General features: G+C 31.3%; 19 protein-coding genes. 16 read left to right on the top strand and 3 right to left on the bottom strand.

Features of this window, described 5'->3' with window-relative positions; genetic code table 11:
* Positions 1–229 precede the first annotated feature (229 nt).
* From prfA to L3X37_RS08800, 3 genes are all read left to right on the top strand, one after another.
* Positions 230–1,306: a peptide chain release factor 1 gene (prfA, locus tag L3X37_RS08810; protein WP_237239808.1), complete on the top strand. Its 1,077-nt coding sequence runs from the start codon at positions 230–232 to the stop codon at positions 1,304–1,306.
* 13 nt (positions 1,307–1,319) lie between these two features.
* Positions 1,320–2,141, top strand: coding sequence for an orotidine-5'-phosphate decarboxylase (pyrF, locus tag L3X37_RS08805; protein WP_237239807.1), 822 nt, complete (start codon positions 1,320–1,322; stop codon positions 2,139–2,141).
* Positions 2,142–2,235: 94 nt separating this feature from the next.
* Complete coding sequence (locus L3X37_RS08800) at positions 2,236–3,051, top strand: ABC transporter substrate-binding protein (protein ID WP_237239806.1); 816 nt, start codon at positions 2,236–2,238, stop codon at positions 3,049–3,051.
* A 178-nt stretch (positions 3,052–3,229) separates the two neighbouring features.
* Here the strand turns inward: L3X37_RS08800 and L3X37_RS08795 are convergent, their stop codons facing one another.
* A complete protein-coding gene (locus L3X37_RS08795) occupies positions 3,230–3,427 on the bottom strand; it encodes a Lacal_2735 family protein (RefSeq protein WP_237239805.1) in 198 nt (65 codons plus the stop codon).
* A gap of 182 nt (positions 3,428–3,609) precedes the next feature.
* On the opposite strand from L3X37_RS08795, the gene L3X37_RS08790 reads away from it, so the two are divergent.
* The gene (locus L3X37_RS08790; protein WP_237239804.1) at positions 3,610–4,116 is read left to right on the top strand and encodes a hypothetical protein; all 507 of its coding nucleotides are present in this window, start codon (positions 3,610–3,612) and stop codon (positions 4,114–4,116) included.
* 35 nt (positions 4,117–4,151) lie between these two features.
* Here L3X37_RS08790 and L3X37_RS08785 read toward each other — a convergent pair whose 3' ends face one another.
* Positions 4,152–4,856, bottom strand: coding sequence for a DUF4197 domain-containing protein (locus L3X37_RS08785; RefSeq protein ID WP_237239803.1), 705 nt, complete (start codon positions 4,854–4,856; stop codon positions 4,152–4,154).
* Between the two features lie 260 nt (positions 4,857–5,116).
* Between L3X37_RS08785 and L3X37_RS15265 the strand changes: the two genes are divergently transcribed.
* From L3X37_RS15265 to L3X37_RS08775, 3 genes are all read left to right on the top strand, one after another.
* Positions 5,117–5,359 carry an MBL fold metallo-hydrolase gene (locus L3X37_RS15265; protein ID WP_262910800.1) on the top strand — a complete coding sequence of 81 codons (243 nt, stop codon included), beginning with the start codon at positions 5,117–5,119 and terminating at the stop codon, positions 5,357–5,359.
* A gap of 76 nt (positions 5,360–5,435) precedes the next feature.
* Positions 5,436–5,774, top strand: a complete 339-nt coding sequence (locus tag L3X37_RS15260) for an MBL fold metallo-hydrolase (protein WP_262910799.1) — start codon at positions 5,436–5,438, stop codon at positions 5,772–5,774.
* A 229-nt stretch (positions 5,775–6,003) separates the two neighbouring features.
* On the top strand, positions 6,004–6,645 hold the full coding sequence (locus tag L3X37_RS08775; RefSeq protein ID WP_237239802.1) for a TlpA family protein disulfide reductase: 642 nt from the start codon (positions 6,004–6,006) through the stop codon (positions 6,643–6,645).
* 12 nt (positions 6,646–6,657) lie between these two features.
* Here L3X37_RS08775 and L3X37_RS08770 read toward each other — a convergent pair whose 3' ends face one another.
* A complete protein-coding gene (locus L3X37_RS08770) occupies positions 6,658–10,764 on the bottom strand; it encodes a hybrid sensor histidine kinase/response regulator transcription factor (protein ID WP_237239801.1) in 4,107 nt (1,368 codons plus the stop codon).
* A 274-nt stretch (positions 10,765–11,038) separates the two neighbouring features.
* Between L3X37_RS08770 and L3X37_RS08765 the strand changes: the two genes are divergently transcribed.
* The 9 genes from L3X37_RS08765 (at position 11,039) to L3X37_RS08725 (ending at position 24,119) form a co-directional block, all read left to right on the top strand.
* Complete coding sequence (locus tag L3X37_RS08765) at positions 11,039–12,406, top strand: choice-of-anchor J domain-containing protein (protein ID WP_237239800.1); 1,368 nt, start codon at positions 11,039–11,041, stop codon at positions 12,404–12,406.
* A gap of 16 nt (positions 12,407–12,422) precedes the next feature.
* Positions 12,423–15,581, top strand: coding sequence for a SusC/RagA family TonB-linked outer membrane protein (locus L3X37_RS08760; protein ID WP_237239799.1), 3,159 nt, complete (start codon positions 12,423–12,425; stop codon positions 15,579–15,581).
* Between the two features lie 10 nt (positions 15,582–15,591).
* Positions 15,592–17,175: a RagB/SusD family nutrient uptake outer membrane protein gene (locus L3X37_RS08755; protein WP_237239798.1), complete on the top strand. Its 1,584-nt coding sequence runs from the start codon at positions 15,592–15,594 to the stop codon at positions 17,173–17,175.
* A 426-nt stretch (positions 17,176–17,601) separates the two neighbouring features.
* On the top strand, positions 17,602–19,599 hold the full coding sequence (locus L3X37_RS08750; RefSeq protein ID WP_237239797.1) for a beta-N-acetylhexosaminidase: 1,998 nt from the start codon (positions 17,602–17,604) through the stop codon (positions 19,597–19,599).
* Positions 19,600–19,613: 14 nt separating this feature from the next.
* Entirely contained in the window at positions 19,614–21,014 is a 1,401-nt protein-coding gene (locus L3X37_RS08745) for a Gfo/Idh/MocA family protein (protein ID WP_237239796.1), read from the top strand.
* Between the two features lie 27 nt (positions 21,015–21,041).
* Positions 21,042–21,968 (top strand): phosphodiester glycosidase family protein, encoded by a 927-nt coding sequence (locus tag L3X37_RS08740; RefSeq protein WP_237239795.1) that lies wholly within the window; start codon positions 21,042–21,044, stop codon positions 21,966–21,968.
* A 2-nt stretch (positions 21,969–21,970) separates the two neighbouring features.
* Positions 21,971–22,840, top strand: coding sequence for a nucleoside phosphorylase (locus tag L3X37_RS08735; RefSeq protein WP_237239794.1), 870 nt, complete (start codon positions 21,971–21,973; stop codon positions 22,838–22,840).
* Entirely contained in the window at positions 22,837–23,565 is a 729-nt protein-coding gene (locus tag L3X37_RS08730) for a sugar-binding protein (RefSeq protein WP_237239793.1), read from the top strand. The genes L3X37_RS08735 and L3X37_RS08730 overlap by 4 nt, the downstream gene beginning before the upstream one ends.
* Before the next feature lie 20 nt (positions 23,566–23,585).
* Positions 23,586–24,119, top strand: a complete 534-nt coding sequence (locus L3X37_RS08725) for a sugar phosphate nucleotidyltransferase (protein WP_237239792.1) — start codon at positions 23,586–23,588, stop codon at positions 24,117–24,119.
* Positions 24,120–24,202 lie beyond the last annotated feature (83 nt).

Genomic DNA, 24,202 nt, shown 5'->3' with positions numbered 1-24,202 from the left:
AAAACTAATAAAATATCACCCTTGCACCAAAGAAGCAGTATAGGGTTTAATACTAAAGACATTATTACAAAACGTTTGTAAAATGATAATATGGAAAATAATTGTTGCATAGCCTAGTATAATAACGTACATATTTAAAAATTATTCTAACAATTACCCTATAACAATGTGCTAATAGTACTAAAAATTCATAAATTATCGTATTTTTGGCTACCAATAAAAAAGGCAGATGCTAGAGAAATTACAAATAGTAAAACAACGTTTTGATGAGGTTAGCGATTTAATTATCCAACCCGATATAATTACCAATCAAAAGCGTTATGTAGAGCTTAATAGAGAATATAAAGACTTACGAATTCTTATGGATAAGCGCGAGCAATACATAGAACTTACAAATAATTTAACAGAAGCAGAAGCTATCATCGCTGATGGAAGTGATGATGAAATGATTGAAATGGCTAAAATGCAGTATGACGAAGCTAAAGAAGGCATTCCTAAATTAGAAGAAGAAATAAGATTGCTTTTAATACCTAAAGACCCTGAAGATTCTAAAAACGCAGTAGTAGAATTGCGTGCTGGAACAGGTGGAGATGAGGCAAGTATTTTTGCTGGTGATTTGTTTAGAATGTACACCAAATATTGCGAGAGTAAAGGCTGGAAAGTAAGTACAGTAGATTTTAGCGAAGGTACAAACGGTGGTTTTAAAGAGATTCAATTTGAGGTTTCTGGTGAGGATGTTTATGGCACATTAAAATTTGAGGCAGGAGTACATCGAGTACAGCGTGTACCACAAACTGAAACTCAAGGACGTGTGCATACAAGTGCAGCTACCTGTATGGTGTTTCCAGAGGCTGAAGAATTTGATGTAGAAATCAATCCTAAAGATGTAAGAATAGATTTTTTCTGTTCGTCGGGTCCTGGTGGGCAGTCGGTAAACACAACCTATTCTGCGGTGCGATTAACACACGAACCAACAGGATTGGTGGCGCAGTGTCAAGACCAGAAATCACAACACAAAAACAAAGAAAAAGCTTTTAAAGTATTACGCTCAAGGTTATACGATTTAGAATTGGCTAAAAAACAAGAAGAAGATGCTGCTAAGCGTGGTAGTATGGTAAGTTCTGGCGATAGAAGTGCTAAAATCAGAACCTATAACTATCCACAAGGGCGTGTTACCGATCATAGAATTGGTTTAACGCTTTATGATTTGCAGAATATTATAAATGGCGATATTCAAAAAATAATAGACGAATTGATGTTAGCTGAAAACACTGAGAAGTTAAAGGCTAATGATGATGTAATATGACAAATTATATTAAGTGAATACAACACAACTAGTTCAAGAAATTAAAAAAAAGAAATCCTTTCTATGTATAGGATTAGATGTCGATTTAAATAAAATACCACAATATCTTTTAGAGGAAGAAGACCCCATATTTGCATTCAATAGAGCTATTATTGATGCCACACATCATTTATGCGTAGCTTATAAACCCAATACAGCGTTTTATGAAGCATATGGTTTAAAAGGGTGGAAATCTCTAGAAAAAACGATTAATTATTTAAACAAAAAGTATCCTGAAATCTTTACCATAGCTGATGCAAAACGTGGTGATATTGGCAATACAAGTACCATGTATGCCAAAGCTTTTTTTGAGGATTTAGCTTTTGATAGTGTTACTGTAGCTCCATATATGGGGAAAGATTCTATAGAACCGTTTTTAGCGTTTGAAGATAAGCATACAATTCTTTTAGCGTTAACATCTAATCAAGGTGCATATGATTTTCAAACCAAAGCTGTTGATGGAAAAGAATTGTACAAGCAAGTTTTAGAAACATCAAAAACATACAAAAACTCTAAAAATTTAATGTATGTAGTTGGTGCTACCAAAGCAAAGTTTTTAGCAGATATTAGACAAATTATACCAGATAGTTTTTTACTGGTTCCTGGAGTTGGAGCACAAGGCGGGAATTTACAAGATGTTTGTAAATACGGAATGAATTCCCAAGTAGGACTACTTATTAATTCTTCTCGAGGTATTATTTATGCATCTAAAGAAAAAGATTTTGCACAAGCCGCAGCTTTAAAAGCGGAAGAACTTCAAAAGCAAATGGCTGTGGAATTGAACCGTCATTTTTAAGAGTGATAAAAGCTTGCATTGAGCGCAGCCGAAATGTGGGAATCTTTACAAACGATTGTGAGATAGCCACAGAAAATTATAAATTTTCTTCGCTATGACGAAACAAATTCAAGACCAGCTTAATCGTAAACTTTATCTAAAAAATACACCAAAACGAATCGTATCTCTAGTGCCAAGTCAAACCGAATTGTTGGTAGATTTAGGTTTAGAAACTAGTATTGTTGGTGTAACTAAATTTTGTGTGCATCCTATTCATCTAAAAAAATCGAAAACAATAGTTGGTGGTACAAAGCATATTAACATTGATAAAATACAAAGTTTAAACCCAGATATAATTCTTTGTAATAAAGAAGAAAACACAAAAGAAATTGTTGAGGCTTGCCAGAAAATATGTAGCACACATGTATCAGATATATTTAATATTGAAGATAGCTTGCAGCTTATAAGTCAATACGGATCACTTTTCGATAAAAAAGAAGAAGCTTTAAAAATTGTAAACAAAATTCAAAAAGAAGCGGACGATTTTAAAACATTCATTCAAAAAAAACCAATATTAAAAGTAGTTTATTTTATTTGGAAAAACCCATGGATGGTTGCCGCAAATAGTACTTTTATTAATTATGTTTTGGGCTTAAATAACTTTGAAAATGTTTACGAAACTAAAACGCGTTATCCAGAAATAGAGTTGAATAACTCAACAATTTACAAAGATGTAGATGTAGTTTTATTATCAAGCGAACCTTTTCCTTTTAAAAATTTGCATAAAAAAGAACTGCAAACATTTTACCCCAATGCAACTATAGAATTAGTAGATGGAGAAATGTTTTCGTGGTACGGGTCTAGGCTTACAAAAGTGTTTACTTATTTTAAAAACTTGCGCTTAAATCTTGAGGCGTTTCAAGCTTTGTAGTATCCTCTACAAAATTTGCAATTTTAATTTCTAATTCCTTTAGACTCATAAATTTACTTAGGTTGGGTTTAATTTTTCCAACTTTACAAAAATGTTGACTCATAACGTTCTTTTTTATATATAAAGTACGTGTAAATCAGTTTTTTAGATGTTGTGTAAACGTTAAAAAATTGCAAAACTAAGCAGGAGTTTGCGTTAGTTCTCTTGATAAATACTTAAGTCTGTTAAGTTTATTTAGAAGTTTTATAGCTTTATATTCAGAAATATCACTCAAAGCAGAATCAGTTTGACGAAAATTATAGGCTTGCTCAATAAGTTCTTTATAACGTTCATTAAGCTTTGTTTGATTGCTCTTTATAATATCAATTCTGTTCATTTTTAAGTGTGAAAGTAACGTTAATAAATATGCATTTTTTTATTTAAAACGAAGAAAAGGCTGGTCATTAATTTTTTTGATTTTCAAATAAATAAAGATGAATAGTGATAATGTTTTGTTAATATGAAGCCTTATTGCATGCCTATTTAATAACTTTAAAACACTAACTAAACTTGTTTTACATGAAAACTTTAGTAAGCTCTTTAATGATCTTGTTTGTATTGGTTTCTGGCTTTTCGCAAACTAACAATTGTGGGTGTTGTACCGAAAAACATGCAGAATTCGATTTTTGGATTGGCAACTGGAATGTTACTAATCCTGACGGGACTGCTGCTGGAACAAACCAAATTGATAAAATTCAGAATAACTGCATCCTTCGTGAAAATTGGATTAGTGCTAAAGGGAATTTCACAGGAACAAGCAACAATTTTTATAATGCTAAAACTAAGCAATGGGAACAAATATGGATTGATAACCAAGGAGGAAGCTTACATTTAAAGGGAAATAGAGTAGGCAACCAAATGATTTTAAAAACCGATATTGCCAAAAATCAAAAGGGTGAACCGTTTTATCATCGTGTAACTTGGACAAAAAATGATGATGGAACCGTACGACAGTATTGGGAAACCATTACCAATGATAAAGATATTACTGTGGCTTTTGATGGGTTGTATAAGAAAGAAAATTAAGTTCTTCCCAACGGGAAGGATTTTTAAAATGTGTTTTAATCCTGCAATGCAAACACACGCTTCAATAAATCGGTTGTTCTAGATGAGACTTTATTACGTATTTCTTTTTCTTCAACCGCAATCATGGTATATACACCTTTTAGTGCTTCACCAGTAACATAATCGGTTAAATCAGGATTCACATTATTGGTAAATGGAATACTGTTGTATCTGTTAATTAAATTCTCCCATATTTGGTCTGCTCCAACTTTACTAAACGAGTTTTTAATTACTGGATTAAATTTATCGTATAAAGCCATTTCTGTTTTGCTAGTTAAATATTGCGTTGCTGCATTATCAGAACCTAGCAATATGTTTTTAGCATCTGCAAACGTAATGTCTTTAACAGCATTTACAAAAATTGGTGTGGCTTCTTTAACGGCATCTTCAGCAGCTCTGTTTAGTACTTTTAAACCTTCATCGGCTAAATTTCCTAAACCAATATCACGTAATGTTTTATCTACTTTTTGTAATTCTTCTGGTAATAAAATCTTTACCAGTTTGTTTTTAAAAAATCCGTCTTTTTGTGTTAGCTTAGTTACTTGTTTGTCTATTCCAAAATCCAAAGCTTGTCTGAGTCCAGAAGCTATTTCAGCATTGCCTAAGCCTCCACTTTGAGGTAATTGTTTTGCTATTTCTTGTAATTCTGCACAAGCAGTAAGGTTGAATATTAAGAAGATTGCTAAAAACTTACGAATCATAATTTTATGTTTTATATATTTAACAAAGATATATTTTTAATAATGAAGTTATTTCAAATACTATGCCTAATATGTTGTGTCACTATCTTCAATTGTAAAAAAAACAAAAAGAATAGTATAGAAAACCTAGCCAAAAAAACAAAACAATATATTACAGTTTTAGGCATAGTCCAAGACACAAAGTTTTCTCAAATTAATTGTAATAAAATTTGTTGTGAGGCTTTTTACAACGGCAAAGAGCCAAAAAAATAATTTCATCTTTGGGTTTAATTGATTTAAGACAAAACACAAAATGGCTATTTGATGCTACTCCAGATATTACTGAGCAAATAAAAAGATTAAGCAACCATTTAGATAATATAAAAGTGATTGATGGTGTTTTTTTAATACATGCACACATTGGGCATTACACTGGGCTTATGTATTTTGGGAGAGAAGCTTTAGGCGGAAATAACATTCCTGTTTATGCCAATGCCAAAAATGAAAGCGTATTTAGAAGATAATGGACCATGGAGCCAAATTGGTAAGTTTAAAATAATATTAATTTAAATACTCCTTGAAAACGACTCTACAATTGTATTGCATTCAAATTTAAAAACCACCCCTTTTTTAGTGCCACATCTTGATGAATATTCTGAAACCGTTGGCTATAAAATTGAAGGACAAAATAAATCTGCGTTATTTATCCCTGATATTGATAAATGGCATGTTTGGCATAAAAATATTGTTGATGAGGTTAAAAAAGTTGATTATGCTTTTTTAGATACATCTTTTTTTAGAGACGCCAAACTAGATAGGGATATGAGTAAAATACCTTACCCTTTTACTACCGAGACAACAACATTATTTAAAAATGAATCAAAAGAAACAAAAAATAAAATTCACCTATCCATTTTAATCATACCAATCCTACATTAAAAAATAAACATAGATTAAAAGAGATCATTAAAAATCTTGGATTTAATTTTGCTAAAGAAGGTGGTGTTTATGGGCTTTAATTAATTAAACTCAAAATATTTTTATTTAAATACTATTTTAGCATAATAATTGTTATACAATTACCATCAATGAACTATAATAGTTTGTTTTAGCTAACAGTAACAAATTTTAAAACATAATTAAAAAAAGATATTTTAAATTTAAGCATGTGAAAAAGATAAAGCCTTTAGTTTGTTTGTTATGTGTTTTATACCCCATAATTTTTTTAGGACAGATAAAAGTTTCTGAAAAAATTCAAGATTCATATCTCGCTACCCAAGATGAAAATGCGCTTTATTTTATTGATTTTTGGGCTACTTGGTGCACACCGTGTATACATGTGTCAAAATATTTAGAGATATTACAAGCTCAACATCCCAATAACTTTTATATACTTTCGTTGTCGCAAGAAAACCCAGACATAGTTAAACGTTTTATGAAAAAGCATAAAATAAATTTAGCTGTAGCTATTGACTATAAAGGAGAAACATTTAAAAAAAATAATATACAAACTTTGCCCTACGGAATTTTATACAATGCACAAGGAAAAAAGCTTTGGGAAGGTCACCCAGCAGAGTTTAAGACATTTCATATTCAGAAGTTTTTAAATAAAAACATCAAAAAAATTACTGTAAGCAAAATGTTTGAGCTACAATCAGACTATACAGAGGTAACCTTAAAGCCCTTGGTGCCTAAAGCCGATTTTGAGTATGCTAATGTAATAACTGAAACTTATGGATTACAAGTTGCTAAAGAGCTTACTCATTTAGAGGTTCAAGGTACTTTACAATGGTGGCATGTATTGATATGAGAAAAGGTTAAATTAACCCTGATTCTCTTTAGAAAACTCACTTGGAGGAAAACCATGTTTTTTCTTAAAACAGGTACTAAAATAACTAGGATTAGAAAAACCAGTCATATCACTAATTTCATTAATATGATAATTGCTTTTAAGTAGAAGCTGTTCTGCTTTGGTTAGCCTTATAGATTTGATAAACTCGGTAATGGTTTGGCCAGTTATAGCTAAGGTTTTTCTATACAATACTGAGTGACTCATACCTATGCTTGAAGCGAAGTCAGATACTGAAAATTTTGAGTTTGAGATGTTTTCTTCTATAATACTAATTATTTTTTCGATAAAAACTTCATCAACATTGTTAATTGCAATTTCTTTGGGGTTTAATAGAGTCTCTTTTTTGAATTTATCTCTTAAAATTTGTCTAGATTTTATTAAGTTTTTAACTCGAACATTTAGAACGTCAATATTAAATGGTTTGGTTACATAGTCATCAGCTCCATATTCAAAGCCTTCAACTTTAAATGTGTGTGAACCTCTGGCGGTTAAAAGAATGATTGGGATGTGAGATGTTCTACTGTCAGATTTAAGTGTTTTGCATAATTCTAACCCATTAAGTTTTGGCATCATAATATCTGATATTATAATGTCTGGTATAGCGTCAAAAGCTTTCTCTTTACCTTCTAAACCATTAGTGCTAGTAATAACTTTAAAATGATTAGAGAAATTGTTTTTAATGAGGTTTCTTATTTCAAAATGATCTTCAATAATAAGGAGTATAGGCTTAGTTTTTAAAGAGTCACCTTCAGTATCTGTACTAAGGAGAAGCTCCTCTTCACTAGTATTATCAATTAATACGGTTTCAGAGTCAAGACTACTAATGTCTTTATCGTTATAATACGATTTTACTATAGGAATAATGACATTAAATATGGTATATACATTAGGTTCACTTTTAACTGTAATACTTCCACGATGCACATCTATAAGGTTTCTAGTTATGGCTAATCCTATACCAGTACCGGATGTAGAATCAGAATCGTCATTTATTTGGTAAAAATTTTCAAATATTTTTGTGACTTCCTCTTCGTTTATTCCTTTGCCATTATCTTTTATTTTTATAATAAGGCGTTCGTCCTTTTCATCTAAATCAATATTGATATCAATTTTATCTTTGGTGTGTTTAAAGGCATTAGATAAAATATTGTAAAGGATAATTTCTAGTTTATTTGCATCAAGCCATCCCTTTTCACAATTATTAGATACCGATAATTGAAATTTAATGTCTTTTTCTTCTGCATATTGATAAAAAGGAATGCATAGTTCTTTAAAGAAGGCTTTAAGATTAATTTCTTTAATGTTTAATTGTGTAGTTGACGATTCTATTTTTCTAAAATCTAGAATTTGATTTATTAAACTTAAAAGACGTTGACCGTTTCTGTTCATAGTCATAATTAAGTTTGTTGCTTTATTATTTGTTTTTACATTGGATAACTGTTGCAAGGGAGATAAAATGAGTGTTAAAGATGTTCTCAATTCGTGAGAAATAGTTGTAAAAAGATTGATTTTAGATTTATGCAATTCTTCATCTTTTTCGTGCTTGTATTTTTCAATAAGAAGTTCATTTTTTAATTGAACACGATCTCTTACACTCTTATAAATAAAATAAATGAAACCACTAATAAATAAAAGGTATACAAAGTATGCCAAGTTTGTTTGCCACCAGACAGGTGTAATTATAATAGCAATATGTTTTTCAGAAATATTATTAGAATCAAAATTGTTTTCATCAAAGGCTTTTACTTTAAACGTATAATTTCCGTGCGGAATATTTGAATAGTTTGCATAAGGAAGCTCAGACGATGTTGTAATCCATCGATTATCAATGCCTTCTAATTGGTACTGGTATTCAATATTATGCGGTGCGCTATGACCTGGAACAGCAAATTCAAGACCAAAATTATTAAGGAAATAGGGTAGTTTTAAGGTTTTTTTATGTGAAATAGACGAATCTAAAGGTTGATATTTTTCAATTTTATCTAATACATTTACAACATTGTTAAATACCTTTAAATTGGTTAATTTTAAATTTATAGGTCTTGGAGTGTTTATAAGTTGTTCAGGGTAAAAAGAAACTAGGCCTTTTTTACTTCCAAAAAACAATTTTCCATCTTTGGTTTTGGCATTAGCACCAGATTCAAAATCATTGGTTGGTAAACCATCATTAGTATTATAGATGTGTATTTTGTTGTTATCTAGATTATATGAAATAAGACCTTTATTGGTACTAAACCAGTAAGTTCCATAATTGTCTTGTATAATACCATAAAAAGCATTACTTGGAAAACCGTTTTCTGTATTTAAATGATTTATAGATTTTTCTTTTTTGTTAATATAAAAAAGACCTCCACCTTCGGTTGCAATCCATATTAACCCATGAGTATCTTCATAAATGTCTTTTATTGGAAATTTTAAGTTGGGATTAATCATTATTCCAATATCTGATAAAGAATAAAATGTATTGGTATCTTGATTGTAAATACTGATGCCTTTATCTAAAGTGCCTATCCATAAATTATTTGAAGAATCAGCAAAAATACTTAAAATGGTATCTGAATTTAATTGATTATTTGTGTTAGAATTAGTAAAATGTTGAAATTCAAATGTTTGTTTATTGTATTTAAATAAACCATGATTGTATGTGGCAACCCATATATTTTGAGTAGCATCTTCAAGCATATCAAATATAGATAAGGCTTCAAATTTTTGAGCAAAAGGAGAGGCTATTTTGGCTTTTAAAAAATCATCAGAGTTTTCTCTTTTGTAACCTACAATACTATTCTTAAAGTTTCCTGTCCAAACATTTTTTGCCTTGTCTTCAAATACATTCATCACAATATTTGACGGAATGGATTTGTCATTATTTAGATCCCTTTTGTAAATATAAAATGCACCTGTTTTTAAATCGAATCTATTTAGTCCGCCTGCACCTGTACCAACCCACAAATATTTGGTTCCCATATACAGTGAAGTAACAGCATTAAAACTTAAACTATTTAATTCTTTAGATAATGATGTTTGATAAATTTCGAAAGGCGAACTAGTAGTTTTGTTAACCGTTCCATCATTCATGCCCAGCCAAAGTGTATTGTTATCATCAACAAATAAAGAATAAGAAAGATTGTATGTAACGCTATATGGATTGTAATTATCTTTTTGATAACTAGTAACCTTATTAGTGCTAATATCAATAGCATTAAGTCCATTATAGGTTGTTACCCATATTATTCCAGAGTTAGAATATTTTATATCTGTAATACCGTTAGAGCTTAAAGTGTTTTCTATATTTCCTTGTTTAAAATGTTTAAATAATTTTGTTTTGATATCGAATTTATACAAACCATCATCTTCAGTGCCTATCCACACATTTTTTAAAGCGTCTAAACAAATACGCTGACCAGTTCTAGTACTTTGGTAATTGATATTATTGTAAGTATAATGAGAGAAAAATTTTGTTTTTGTATTATAATTATCAAGTGTTCCAGCTCTGGTGCTAATCCATACATCATTATTCTCTATAGCTATTGAGAATACATAATTGTTACTAATCGAATTTTTGTCAGTTTTATTATGGGAATATGTAATATGGGTATTGTCGGTTTTGTTTAATACATACATACCATCTCCATAAGAGCCAATCCATATAGTATTATCATTCCCTGTTATACAAGTAATATAATTCTCCTTGTAAATAGAATTTTTAGTGTTTTTATAATTTAAAAAGGTTTCGGTTTTTGGGTTGTATTTATTAATACCACCTTGTTTGGTACCAACCCATATATAACCTTCATTATCTTCATATAAAGAGATAATGTTGTTGTTACTAATTGCATAAATGTTATTAGGATTTACTTTAAAGACTTTAAATTTATAACCATCATATCTATAAAGGCCATGTGTGCCTCCAAACCACATAAAACCCTCACTATCTTTTAGTATACAATTAACAGAAGCCAAACCATCTTCAATAACAAACTCTTCAAACTTTAAAGTGCCGTTTTGAGAATAGGCAAAAGTGGATATAAAAAAAATATTACTTAAAAGCAGGATTAATATGTTGTGCTCTTTATGCATATACTAAAAGGTCTTTTATCTTCTTGTAATATAGTAAATACAGAGATTAGACGAATTATTTAAATAACGAATTTTTTACGTTTTTAGTAAATAGATGAAAAATTAAAAGCTTTTGATGAAAAATTAAAACTCGCAAACAGGTTCTTGCCTATAATTTTACAACATAAACTTAAAAATGAATATTAACCAAAAAAACATTTTGAACTATGACGAAACAATTACTTACAACTAAAAAAAATAAACTATGTTAAAACAATTTCTAAAACTAAAAAAAATGAAAAAGACTTTGACCTTAATAGCATGTATTGCATTGCTATATAATATATCATGTGATAAAGATGATGATATTGTTGTTGCACCAATAGCCTCACCAGAAAATGCAACAAACCTTCAAGCGTCTGAAGGAGACCGAAAAGTAACTTTAAGTTGGGCTAAACAAGAAAATGTTGTAGGTTATAAACTAACATATTCTCCTGGTGGTTCAGATCCTATATTTTTAAGAAGGGAAGTAACCTCTTATGAGATTATACCATTAGAAAACGATCAAGAATATACTTTTACACTTTCCTCAGCAGCAGGAGAAAGAGAACCTTTTGTTTATTCAGAAGGAGCAACAATTAGTAGCACTCCTGTAGCGCCTCCTAAACTTGCATCTTTTTCAGAAGATTTTGATGGCGCTTGCCCTGATTTACCAGAAGGGTGGGTAAGTTTTTCTGAAACCAGTAATAAAGATTGGCACTGTGTAGGTGATTTCGATGGAGGCTCTGCTTTTGAGGTAAATTCTTATGGAGGTGATGAGCCATCTAAAGATTGGCTAATTACACCAGCTTTTGAATTATCTGATGTGAATATCGCGGAGTTAAGTTTTGATTATTTTTCCAAATGGGGAGACGCAGATGGTTTTGGATTAGATGTAATGATTTCAGCAGATTATAGCGGTTTAGGAGACCCAACGGTTGCCACTTGGGAATCGATTGATGCTGATATAGATAATGCATTGAATAATAATACGGTTTATGCTAACTCTACAACATCCTTATCTCCTTATTCAGGAAGATCTTTGTTTATTGCTTTCGTTTATACTAGCAGTGGAACTGGAGGTGGACAAGGTGTTCAAATGAGAGTAGATAATGTAAGTCTTAAAGAGCCTTTGTTAGTAGAAAATTTTGATGCTACATGTCCTGATTTACCAGATTTTTGGACAAATTATTCTGAAGCCAGCAATAAAGATTGGCACTGCGTAGGCGACTTCGATGGTGGCTCTGCTTTTGAAGTAAATTCTTATGGAGGTGATGAGCCATCTAAAGATTGGCTAATTACACCAGCTTTAGAACTACCTACTGACAATGATATCAAATTAACTTTTGATTACTTTTCAAAATGGTCAGATGCAGCAGGTTTTGGATTAGATGCAATGATTTCAACAGATTACAATGGCTCAGGAGATCCTACTTCAGCCACTTGGACATCCTTAAATGCAAATATTGACAATGCGTTGAATAATAATACGGTTTATGCAAGCTCTTCAGCATCTTTATCAATGTATTCTGGAGAAGCTTATGTTGCCTTCTTTTATAGTAGTAGTGGAACTGGAGGCGGACAAGGAGTTCAAATGAGAGTAGATAACATAAAAATAAAATAATATAAATTATTTAGATATGAGAAAAATATATCAAAAAAGGGGGCTATTCTCTTTAATAGAAGTTAATTTAAAAATGAAATTAGCAGCTTTATTTACAGTAGCAATATTATTTACTATGAAAGCAAATAATAGCTATTCAGAATCTTTGATGTCTGAAATACAACAACATCAAGTGGTTGGTATTGTAGTAGATAGCAATGGGCAGCCCTTACCAGGAGCAAATATTCTTGAAAAAGGAACAGCTAATGGTGTTCAAACAGATTTTGATGGCAAGTTTTCAATTGCAGTTACAAATAAAAATGCCACACTTGTTGTATCTTATTTAGGGTTTTCAACACAGGAAATTGTTGTTAATAATCAATCAAATATTTCTGTGATATTGGTTGAAGACACTGCTTTGTTAGACGAGGTTGTTGTTGTTGGTTATGGTACCCAAAAGAAAGTTAATTTAACAGGGGCGGTATCCTCAGTAAGTATTAAGGATATTGAAAACAGACCAGCGCCAAATGTGTCAACATTATTGGCAGGACAAGTTCCAGGGTTGGCTGTTATACAACAATCTGGAAGACCAGGTGCGAGCGCAGGACAATTGAGAATTAGAGGGATTGGGACTTTAGGCGACGCTTCTAAAAACAACCCCTTAATTTTAGTAGATGGTATAGAAGGAGATATGCAAGATGTAGATGTAAACGATATTGAAAACGTTTCGGTATTAAAAGACGCATCGGCCGCTATATATGGTGTAAGAGCTGCAAATGGAGTTATTTTAATTACAACAAAAAATGGTCGTAAAGGAATTCCTGTAGTAAAATATCATGGCGGTGTAGGCACTCAAGAGGCTTTTAAAGTGCCAAACAGAGTTAACTCGTACAATTATGCTAAATTGTATAATGAAGCAAGAATAAACGATGGACAAGCTCCTTTGTTTACAGATGATGATTTGTCAAAATTTAGAGATGGTACAAGTCCTCAAACACACGCCAATATAGATCACTTTAAAAAACTGTTAGAAAGTGGTAGTCCATTGAAGTATTTTCATAATGTAAGTGTAGCTGGCGGTAATGATAAAACAACATACAATTTATCTTTTGGTTATCTTGATGAAGGTTCTTTAATTAAAACATTTGGTTATAACAGAAAAAACTATCGTGTTAATATAAACCAAAAAGTATCTAATAAATTAGATGTAGGTTTAAAGTTGGCAGGGTCTTTTGGAACAACAACAGGAAATATTCAATCGGTAGGTCAAATTATTACAGAATCATATAGAGAATTTCCTGGAGAAGTTGATCAATTTGAAAATGGTCTTTGGAAAAACATGGGAGAATTTGGTGTTGGTCGAAGAAATATGCTAGCTTATTTAGAATTACCATTAGGGACTGATGTCGATAAAAACACAGACTACGTAACTACTGCTTTTGCAGAGTTCAAAATAACTCCAGATTTAAAAGTGAGAGGTCAATTTTCTGCAAGAAACGACAATAGACTTCAAAATAGAAAAAGAGACGTGGTACAATGGCATAGATACGATGCTGCAACTGATACTTATAATGGTAGTAATATAGCCTCTGGTTATTTAGTTAGAAGAAATGAAACCGTTAAAGATTATACGTCTAATTTACTTTTAACTTATAATAAATCATTTAACAATCATAATGTAAAAGGGTTGTTAGGTTTTGAACAGCGAGATAGAAATTGGTCTATGGTTGAAGCAGGTAGGTTTAATCTTTCTTCAAGTAATGAGTTAACTGAATTAGATGGTGTTGCTGATGGAAGTGATGGTACTAAAGGTAATGCTACTGAATATACATTAAGATCAGTTTTTGGGAGAGTTAATTATAACTTTAAGGATACTTACTTTATTGAAGGCATAGTAAGATACGATGGAACGTCTAGATTCACAAAAGAAAACAGATTCGATTATTTTCCTTCATTTTCTGGAGGATGGAAAATTTCTAATGAGGAATTTTTTAAATCGGAAAGCATTAGTCATTTATTATTAAGAGGATCATGGGGAATATTAGGAAATCAAGAAATAGGAGATTATAAATTTCTAAATACATTTGGTCCAAGAAATAATTACAATTATTCGTTTGGTGATTCTTCAACTAATGGTGTTCTAGAGAGTGCAACTTTGGGGAATCCTAATATTTTATGGGAAAAGATTACAACAACAAATTTTGGTATTGATGCTAGATTCTTTAACAATTCGTTATCTGTTACTGCTGATTATTTTATAAAAACTACAGACGATATTCTAATAGGTTTAGATCAGTCATATCTTTTAGGAGCAAAGCCTCCGATATTAAATGCAGGATCTGTTGAAAACAAAGGATGGGAAGTTAATGTAAACTACAAAAATGCTATTAATAATAATTTTAATTATTATATAAATGCAAATGTTGGCTATGTAAAAAACCAAATAACAGATTTAAAAGGTACAGATAGTCCAGGGCGTTCTGTGGGAGATCCAATCCAAAACATTTATGGTTATGTAGCTGATGGTTTGTTTAATACTGATACGGAGGCAATTTTTGCTCCAGACCAATCAGCTTTGGGTGGTACTCCTAAAGCTGGAGACGTTCGTTATCTTGACTTTAATGGGCGTGATGCTAATGGAGAGTTAACAGGGCAGCCTGATGGTAAAGTGAATAGTGATGATAGAAAATCATTAGGAAGCTATTTTCCAAAATATAATTTTGGACTGAATTTAGGGTTTGATTGGAATAATTTCGATTTTTCTATGGCTTGGCAGGGGTTTGCAGGTCATAAGGTATTAACAAATGGACCAACAGTACGTCCATTTTGGGGAGATGCAGCACCAGTACAAAGTATGGTTGATAATTTTTGGACACCAACAAACACGAATGCAGATTTCCCTAGATTAGGTTTTGCTAACCAAGGAAGAAATTACCAAGCTAGTACGTATTGGGTTAATAAGGGTGATTTTGCTAAGTTGAGAAACATGCAAATAGGTTATACGATACCAAAAGAGGCTCTAAGTTCTTTAGGAGTTAATAAATTTAGAATTTATTTATCTGGAGAGAATTTACTATATATTTCTAAATTAAAGGATATTGATCCTGAATTTGCACATGGTAATGGCTTTGCTTGGAATAATAATAATTATCCAACAAATAGACAGTTTCTACTTGGGTTTAATGTAACTTTTTAAAACAAAAAAAATGAAAAAAATATTTATATTATATACTTTATTAGCTATAGGAGTCATAAGTTGTAATGACGATTTTTTAGATGTAGCTCCTGGTGATAAATTAACAGATGTATCATTTTGGAAAACAGAAAAGGAAGCTTTTGATGCACTTACAGCTGCATACGCTACTTTTGCAGAACGAGGAAGTGTTTGGAGCACGATGAACACCTATCTTTTTGCTGCAGGAACAATGACGGATGATGCCACAGGAACTTATAACGGTTTTCAAAATGGGTCTATAGGGGCTACAGATAGTAACGTAGGAAATATTTACAAAGAATTATATACTAGTATCAGGATTTGTAATGTTTTTTTAGCCAATATTGATAGACCAGAGATGGATGAAAATTTGCGTGCTAGATTTATTGCAGAAGCAAGGTTTATTAGAGCCTATCACTATTCAATATTAAGAAATAATTGGGGAGGTGTGCCACTTGTTACAACTCCGTTAGGAACCGATGAGTTAGGGGTTCCAAGATCTACAGCAGCAGAAATTACCGCATTTATTTCATCAGAATTAACTGAAGCAGCTGAAGATTTGCCTACATCATATGGAGCTTCAGATTTAGGAAGAGCTACAAAAGGAGCGGCATTAACTTTAAAAGCACGTACATTATTATACGCAGGAAATTATCCTGAAGCTGCTACAGCTGCACAAGATGTCATGGCTTTAGGTTATGATCTTTTTCAAGATGGAACTGGTGAAGGCTATTTAAATCTACATCAAAAACCTAACGAGGATAATGTAGAAGTTATTTTTTCAGTGAGATACAACAATCCTGATACATTTCATTATTATTTAGCTAGAGTATATGCTAATAACCATGTGATTGCTGGAAATGAAACTGGTGCAGTGAAAATAGCACAATCATTTGTAGATGCCTTTGAAACAACTGATGGGAAAGCCATTAATGATGCAACATCAATATTTGACCCGAACAATGAATTTAATAATCGAGACCCTAGATTGAATATGGCTGTGTTTAAAAAAGGAGATATGTTATCAGGAAGTCCTTTGACAGGGCCTAGTGTTGACGCTGCAAGTAATACTGGATATTATGCTCGTAAATTGATTCAAGATGCTGGCTATACTGGTTGGGGTAGGTATGATAGAGATATTATATTAATGCGTTATGCTGAGGTGTTATTAATCTTTGCCGAGGCTAATATTGAAAGTGGTTCTATAAACCAATCCGTGTTAGATGCAATAAATGATGTTAGAGCAAGAGCATATAATACAACACGTACTGGTGTTGGTAATTATCCAGCAATAACGACTACAAGTCAAAGTGAACTTCGCGAAATAGTTAGAAGAGAACGTCGTGTTGAATTAGGAATGGAACATGGAGATTTTAGACTTAATGATATTCGTAGATGGAAAATAGCAGAAACAGTATTAAATGGTGAGATGAAGGGTGCAAAAGATGCAGCAGGAGATTATAGGTTTATTCGAGATCTAAGTTTTGATGCTTCTAAGCATTATTTATGGCCAATCCCTCAGCATGAAATTGATTTAGTAGGCCCTGATATATTAGATCAAAATCCAGGATATTAACTTTAGTGTAATAGTTTTACTAATGTTGAATTTTGAAATCTTAGTTAGTTTGAGTTAGTTTTTTTTAAAAGGCTTAAGATATATATTTTAAGCCTTTTCTTCTTTTATTTTTTAATTATTTGTCGGAGAATATTGGCTTATTAATGAGTGTTAAGTTGACATGATATAAGCTTTTTAGAATGGTTGGAAGCATATTTCTCTTTTAGCCTCTAATTAGGCAGTACAACTTTTTTTAGATTTAATTTTATCTGTTTTACATAAAGGAAATTAGAATAAATGAAAGTAACGGAAAGCCAACACCTAGTTGTCAATTAGTAATGGCAAATATTAACAACAGAACTAATTTTCAAGAAAAATTAAATTATTTTTTTACAACTAAATAGGTATTTATTGAATAGTAATAAATTATAAAATGCAATTAGATTTATGAAAAAAATAATATTTTTAATGATACTGATAGGCTCGCTCAATCAGATAAATTCTCAAGAACCTCTAACCGTAGTTCCAGCAATACAAGAATGGACAGATTCTTTAACAAAATCTTATTATGATTGTATTACTATAATCTATTCAAAAAATATAAATTCAAATCAAAAATTATTGTTAGAAAGATTCCGAGAAGAATTAAAAGATATAGGTTTAAAAGTTAAGAACAAACCTAATAAATCCTCCATAGATATCTATTTTGATATTAATTATATAAAAGAAATTTCAAAAAAAGATTTGTATAAGATTAATTTAGGTAAGCAGACTCACGTTACAGCAGCTTCTTATAACGGAATGCTATATGCTACCAGAACGTTATTACAACTTTTTTCACAAAAAAAATATCATAAAAGTATTCCTAACGGATATATTGTAGATTATTCTTCATATGAAAAAAGGATGCTCCTTATTGATGTAGCTAGAAAATTTTTCAGCATTGAAGAATTAAAAGATTATATAAGAGCTATGGCTTGGGTTAAAATGAACGAGTTTCATATACATTTAAGTGATAATTCTGGACTTACTTATGGGGCTTATCGTCTTGAGAGTAATAAATATCCTCGTTTAACTTCAATAGATGGACATTATAGCTGGAAAGAAATTAGAGAATTACAAGATTTTGCTCATTCTTATGGTATTACCATAACGCCTGAGATTGATTCTCCTGGTCATTCATTGGCCTTTACCAACGTCCGTCCAGATTTAAAAAGCCCTTGGCTTACAGCTAAATATCTGGATATTACCAATAAAGATGTTTACCCTTTTGTAGAAGAAATCTTAGATGAAGTTATTCCTCATTTTGATGCACCAGATTTTCATTTGGGTACAGACGAATATAGGATAAAGAGTATTAAAAACGATTCTTTAAAAATTCATTTAGGAGAAACTTTTAGAAAATATATTAACCATTTTAATAAAGTAGTTAAAAAATATAACAAAACAACACGTATTTGGTCTGGCTATGAGCATATGCCAGGTCATACAGAGGTAGATAAGGATATTATTATAGATATGTGGGAAACCAATGACTCAAAAAATAAATCGGAAAATGGGTATCAATTTATTAATTCTGGTCATTATTTCACTTACATTGTTCCCGGAGCTCCGTACTATGGAGTAAAGAACAAGTTTATTTATGAAAAATGGACACCAGAATATTTTAGCCATAATGAGGATCAAAATTTATCAAAAGAAAGCCCAGGGTTGTTGGGTAGTAAATTACATATATGGAATGATTATGGACCTAGCGGATACACTATTTCTGAAATCTCTAGATTGAGCATTCCATCAATGATGGTGTTTTCTGAAAAAATGTGGGGAACTAAAGCTTATGATTCTATAGAAGAGTTTAATAAAGTGATGAGCAGTTTAATGAAAATTCCACAAACTAAATTTTTGAGTAGAAGTTTTTCAAAAGATAAAATACTTTATAAGTCGGCTAGATTAATTGATTTAGAACATAAGCCATTTTTGAAATTAAAAAGTAAAACAAAAAATGTGGAGTATCCATGGAAATTGAAATTGACTTTAAAACGAGCCTCTACATCTTTAGACAATCAAGTTCTTTTATCCTCTAGGTGGGCTACGGTTTATGCAAATTTAGAGCATGTTTTTACCGATAGAGATAAAAAAATAACAAAAAGAGGAATAGGCATTGTTCGTGCCAATAAATCTGAAGGAGTAACGCCACTTACATCACTTATCCCTAAGATACTCGTTTTTGATTATCAATTGCCTATAAATAAATCAGTAGAAATAACTATTGTAGGAAAAAAAGGAGAAACAAGTTTATATGCTGATGGAAAATTAATTGGTAGTGAAAATATTCAAATGCTTTGCCCAATGAAGTTTTTTGGATCAGCTATTGAAGAGTCCTTTAGTGGCGTTATAGAGAAGATAGAAATTAAGCAAGAAGCAGGAGAATTAGTAGAAAAATAATAAAATATTAATAAATGGAAAATAATAATTCAAGAAGAAAATTTTTAAGAAACAGCACTTATTTAAGTGCATTTATAGGTGCTTCAGCTTTTGGTTTAAGTAGTGAGGTTTCTAAAGAAAATATAGTAGAACAAATTTCAAAGGCAAGACCCACAACAAATAAGTCTGTAATGGGCTTAAAGGTAGCACCTATTAAAAAAGTTAGGATAGGTTTAATAGGTTGTGGAGATAGAGGTTTAGGCTTATTATACCAATTCAATGCCTTGTGTCCAGAAATGGCTGAGATTACAGCGATTTGTGATGTTCGTGAAAGTATGGTAGATCGCTCTTTAGAGTATTTAAAAAAGCATGGGAATGAAAAACCAAAGACATATACAGGAAGCCTCACTATTTGGAAAGAAATGGTAAAAAGAGATGACTTAGATTTAATTATTATAGCAACACCATGGGAAGACCATGTACCCATGAGTGTTTATGCTATGGAACAAGGAAAACATGTTGGGGTTGAAGTTCCTGCTGCTTACACAATTGACGATTGTTGGAAATTAGTAGATACTGCAGAAGCCACCCAACGCAATTGTATGATGCTTGAAAATGTATGCTATGGCGATGAAGAATTGTGGTTGTTAAATATGGCGCAAGCCGGTGTTTTTGGAACTCTTACCTATGCAGAAGCTGCTTATGTACATGATTTGAGAAAAGGACTTTTTAACAATGCAACATACAATAACTGGCGTATGAAGCATCATATAAAACGAGATGGTAATTTATATGCAACCCATGGTTTAGGACCCGTAGCTCAGTACATGGATGTTCAACGTGGTGATAAATTTGACTTTTTAGTATCAATGAGTAGCCCACAAGCTGCACTGTCAGAATATGCTCAAACAGTAAGTAAGGACAATGAGTTTTATGGAAAAACAGATTTTGCTCATGGCGATATGAATAATAGTTTGATAAAGACGAATAAAGGGCGTTCTATTCTAGTACAACATGATGTGGTGACACCTAGACCTTATGATAGAAAAAATGTGTTGGCAGGTACAAAAGCCTACCACCAAGGATATCCAAGTAAAATTTCTTTAGATGGAAAAGGACACCATTTTTTAAATGAAACTGAATATAAAGAATTGCATGCAAAACACCGTCATTCTATTTGGAATAAACTTCAAGAAAAAATAGATAAGCACAAAGGTGGACATGGAGGTATGGATTTTGTGATGGCATACCGATTAATAGAATGTTTAAATAAAGGATGGGCTCTAGATATGGATGTATATGATGGCGTTGCTTGGTCAGTGGTTGGACCATTATCAAAAATATCAGTAGAACTGGGAAGTATTCCTGTGAAATTTCCTGATTTTACTAGAGGTAAATGGGAAACCTCTAGGAAATTGGGAATGGCTAATTTGTGATTTATAACTATTAAAATATTTTAAAAGATGTTATTAAAATCAATAAAAATCCATGTTTATTTATTTCTAGTTTTTTTGATTGCTTCCTGCAATTCAAATAAAAACCTAGAATTAAAAGTAAACAATGGTTGGAGCACTTCCTCCTTGCAAAAAGGAATTATATGGAAGCAGTGGAAAGCATATTACCCCTTGTTTAGTTCAAATCAAACCATAAATGTTATTGATATTGATTTAGACAAAGCAGATGTGAAATTAGATTGGGTTAATTCAAAAGATAAATTTCAGCCCGTTTATAAACTGATTGAAGGGAAAGGAGCTCTTGTTGCTATTAATGGAACATATCCAGATAGAGATAAAGAAGGACGATGGGGTAGTTTTTTTAAAAGAAACGATTCTATATATCAGACTATTGAGTACCCTAAAGAACACCCTCTTTATTGGAAGTCAGAAGGGTTTATATCCATAAACAAAAAAGGCGAGATAGATATTCGTCTAGGCAATAAAGCATTATACGAACATACAGATACACCTTATGTAATGAGTTCATCACCTGTTCTAATCCAAGAAGGAGTGCCTGTAGGAAAGTACTTTGTAGAAGGTAATTATACTCAAAAAGAACTTAATGAATTGCATTATGAAGATAGAAACCGTCATCAGGGAGTTCGCCACCCTAGAACAGCTATAGGACTTACAAAAGATAATCATTTAATTATGGTTGTAGTTGATGGTAGAAGTGAACAAGCCAAAGGAATGAGTGCTAAAGAATTAACAACGTTGTTATTTGATATCTTTAAATGTAACAAGGCTCTTAATTTAGACGGAGGAGGTTCTTCAACGATGTGGATTAAAGATCATCCCTATAATGGTGTCGTTAATTACCCAACAGACAATGGTAAGTTTGACCATGAAGGCTGTAGAAATATTTCAATGGCATTAATTATTAAAGCAAAATAAGGATGTTATTAGATTCAGAGTTAATATTAAATCCAGATGATAGTATTTTTCATTTGCATTTAAAACCAGGACAAGTTGCAGATACCATCATTTTAGTTGGTGATCCTAAACGTGTTAATGTCATCGAATCTTTTTTAAATGATGTTGAATTTAAAATATCAAACAGAGAATATGTTAGTATTACAGGCAAATATAATAGCAAAAGAATTACAGTAGTCTCAACAGGAGTTGGAATAGGTAATATTGATATTATATTGAATGAACTCGATGCTTTAGTGAATATAGATTTTGAAAGCAGAAAGATTAAAAATAAAAGAAAGAAGTTAAATTTTATAAGAATAGGAACATCTGGAAGTTTGCAGAAAGATATCATTGTAAATTCTTATGTGATATCAAAAAAATCTGTAGGATTTGATAACCTATTATACTTTTATCTAAATAACGAAAAGATAATAAATAAGGAATATAGCGTAACCTTTAAGACACATCTAGGATCAGATCATTTATTTTTTTCTCCATATGTTATAGATGCTTCAGAAGAATTATATGATATATTAAACAGTAAAGAAACTCATTCAGGCATAACAATTACTTCTCCTGGATTTTATGTTCCACAAGGGAGAGAACTAAGGTTAAATTCTAAGTTGAAAAATATAAACAACAAGTTGTCTAGTTTTTTTTATGAAGACCATAGAATAACGAACTATGAAATGGAGAGTTCTGCTATGTATGGTTTGTCAAAATTATTGGGTCATGAGGCTATTGCTATTTGTTTAATCATTGCAAATAGACTAAATAAAAATGCAAATCCAAATTACAAAAGTGAAGTTGAGAAACTAATAAAGTATGTTTTAGACAAAATTACAAAATGATAATTAAAATTAGATGTTTAAGTGTTGGAACTAGTCTTTTATTTTTTATTCTATTGAGTTGTAATAAACCACTAAACTATAATAGTTATACAGTTGAGAAAATAGGTTATAAAGTCAAATCTATTAACGACTTTATACCAGATAGCGTATGGAATTCTGTTCAATGCTTAAATGATTTTTCGAACCCTTGGAATAAAGATTATCCTTTTGACATGAGCTTTAAGGCTATTCATACTGGCAAGTATCTATATTTAAGATATGATGTTAAAGATTCAAATGTATTGATTTATGATAAGATGAAGAGCGAATTAGATGTAGCTCAATCCGATCGTGTAGAAATATTTTTTAGGAAAAATAAAAATATGAATCCATATTTCTGTCTAGAAATTGACCCTAAAGGAAAAGTATTAGATTATAAGGCTGAATTCTATAGGAGGTTTGATAATTCTTGGAATTGGCCCAATGGTCATTTATTTGCAAAAGGAGTGACCATAAAAAATGGATATAGAGTAGACGTAATACTTAGTTTAGAATCCTTGAAAATGTTAGGCTTATTAAAAGATAATAAGATGGAAGTAGGTATTTATAGAGGAGATTGTACTAGGCTAGCAGAAGATTTAAAGAGTGAAGCTAAGATTGAATGGATTACATGGGTGGATCCAAAAACAGATGAACCAGATTTTCATGTACCTACTTCATTTGGGAAAATAATATTAAATAAATAAAATAATTATAAAATAAAGCAATGAGTAAAATAAGTAAACCTACACTAGTCATATTAGCAGCAGGTATGGGAAGCCGTTATGGAGGTTTAAAACAGATTGATTCTTTTACACCTGAAGGCGATACAATTATAGATTTTTCTATATATGATGCTCTACAGGCAGGTTTTGGGAAATTCGTGTTTATAATAAGAAAAAGTTTTGAAAAGGAATTTAAAGCCATTTTCAACAAAAAACTTTCTGGACGAGCAGAAGCCGATTTTGTTTATCAGGAGCTGGAAAACGTTCCTGAAAGATTTTTAAATCCCGAGCGTACCAAGCCTTGGGGTACGGGGCATGCACTTTTAATGACAAAAGACATCGTAACTGAAAACTTCGCCATCATTAATGCAGATGACTTTTACAGTCGAGAGGCTTTTCAGGTCATGGCAGATCATTTAAAACAGACTGATAAGAAATCGTACAATTTTAGTACTATGGCCTACTTGTTGAAAAACACGGTTTCAGATTACGGTTACGTTGTAAGTCTTCAGATAAATTTGAACTTTTTGGTTTAAAATTTAAGAGAGGGTTTAATGCTAATTTAAGCTAAATTTTTGATATTGTTTTTTTCTGTCGTTTAATGTTTTGATTTTCGTTT

It is taken from the genome of Wocania arenilitoris, assembly GCF_021728535.1.
In the GTDB taxonomy this organism is placed as follows: domain Bacteria; phylum Bacteroidota; class Bacteroidia; order Flavobacteriales; family Flavobacteriaceae; genus Wocania_A; species Wocania_A arenilitoris.
This window is presented reverse-complemented; position numbering and strand designations above follow the sequence as displayed.

Bases quoted from the DNA above. Each gene is read 5' to 3' on its own strand.
- L3X37_RS08770 (WP_237239801.1), bottom strand. From the start codon at position 10,764: ATGCATAAAGAGCACAACATATTAATCCTGCTTTTAAGTAATATTTTT.
- L3X37_RS08760 (WP_237239799.1), top strand. From the start codon at position 12,423: ATGAGAAAAATATATCAAAAAAGGGGGCTATTCTCTTTAATAGAAGTT.
- L3X37_RS08730 (WP_237239793.1), top strand. From the start codon at position 22,837: ATGATAATTAAAATTAGATGTTTAAGTGTTGGAACTAGTCTTTTATTT.
- L3X37_RS08765 (WP_237239800.1), top strand. From the start codon at position 11,039: ATGAAAAAGACTTTGACCTTAATAGCATGTATTGCATTGCTATATAAT.
- L3X37_RS08745 (WP_237239796.1), top strand. From the start codon at position 19,614: ATGGAAAATAATAATTCAAGAAGAAAATTTTTAAGAAACAGCACTTAT.
- L3X37_RS08725 (WP_237239792.1), top strand. From the start codon at position 23,586: ATGAGTAAAATAAGTAAACCTACACTAGTCATATTAGCAGCAGGTATG.
- prfA (WP_237239808.1), top strand. From the start codon at position 230: ATGCTAGAGAAATTACAAATAGTAAAACAACGTTTTGATGAGGTTAGC.
- L3X37_RS08795 (WP_237239805.1), bottom strand. From the start codon at position 3,427: ATGAACAGAATTGATATTATAAAGAGCAATCAAACAAAGCTTAATGAA.
- L3X37_RS08755 (WP_237239798.1), top strand. From the start codon at position 15,592: ATGAAAAAAATATTTATATTATATACTTTATTAGCTATAGGAGTCATA.
- L3X37_RS08740 (WP_237239795.1), top strand. From the start codon at position 21,042: ATGTTATTAAAATCAATAAAAATCCATGTTTATTTATTTCTAGTTTTT.
- L3X37_RS08790 (WP_237239804.1), top strand. From the start codon at position 3,610: ATGAAAACTTTAGTAAGCTCTTTAATGATCTTGTTTGTATTGGTTTCT.
- L3X37_RS08750 (WP_237239797.1), top strand. From the start codon at position 17,602: ATGAAAAAAATAATATTTTTAATGATACTGATAGGCTCGCTCAATCAG.
- L3X37_RS08735 (WP_237239794.1), top strand. From the start codon at position 21,971: ATGTTATTAGATTCAGAGTTAATATTAAATCCAGATGATAGTATTTTT.
- L3X37_RS08785 (WP_237239803.1), bottom strand. From the start codon at position 4,856: ATGATTCGTAAGTTTTTAGCAATCTTCTTAATATTCAACCTTACTGCT.
- L3X37_RS08800 (WP_237239806.1), top strand. From the start codon at position 2,236: ATGACGAAACAAATTCAAGACCAGCTTAATCGTAAACTTTATCTAAAA.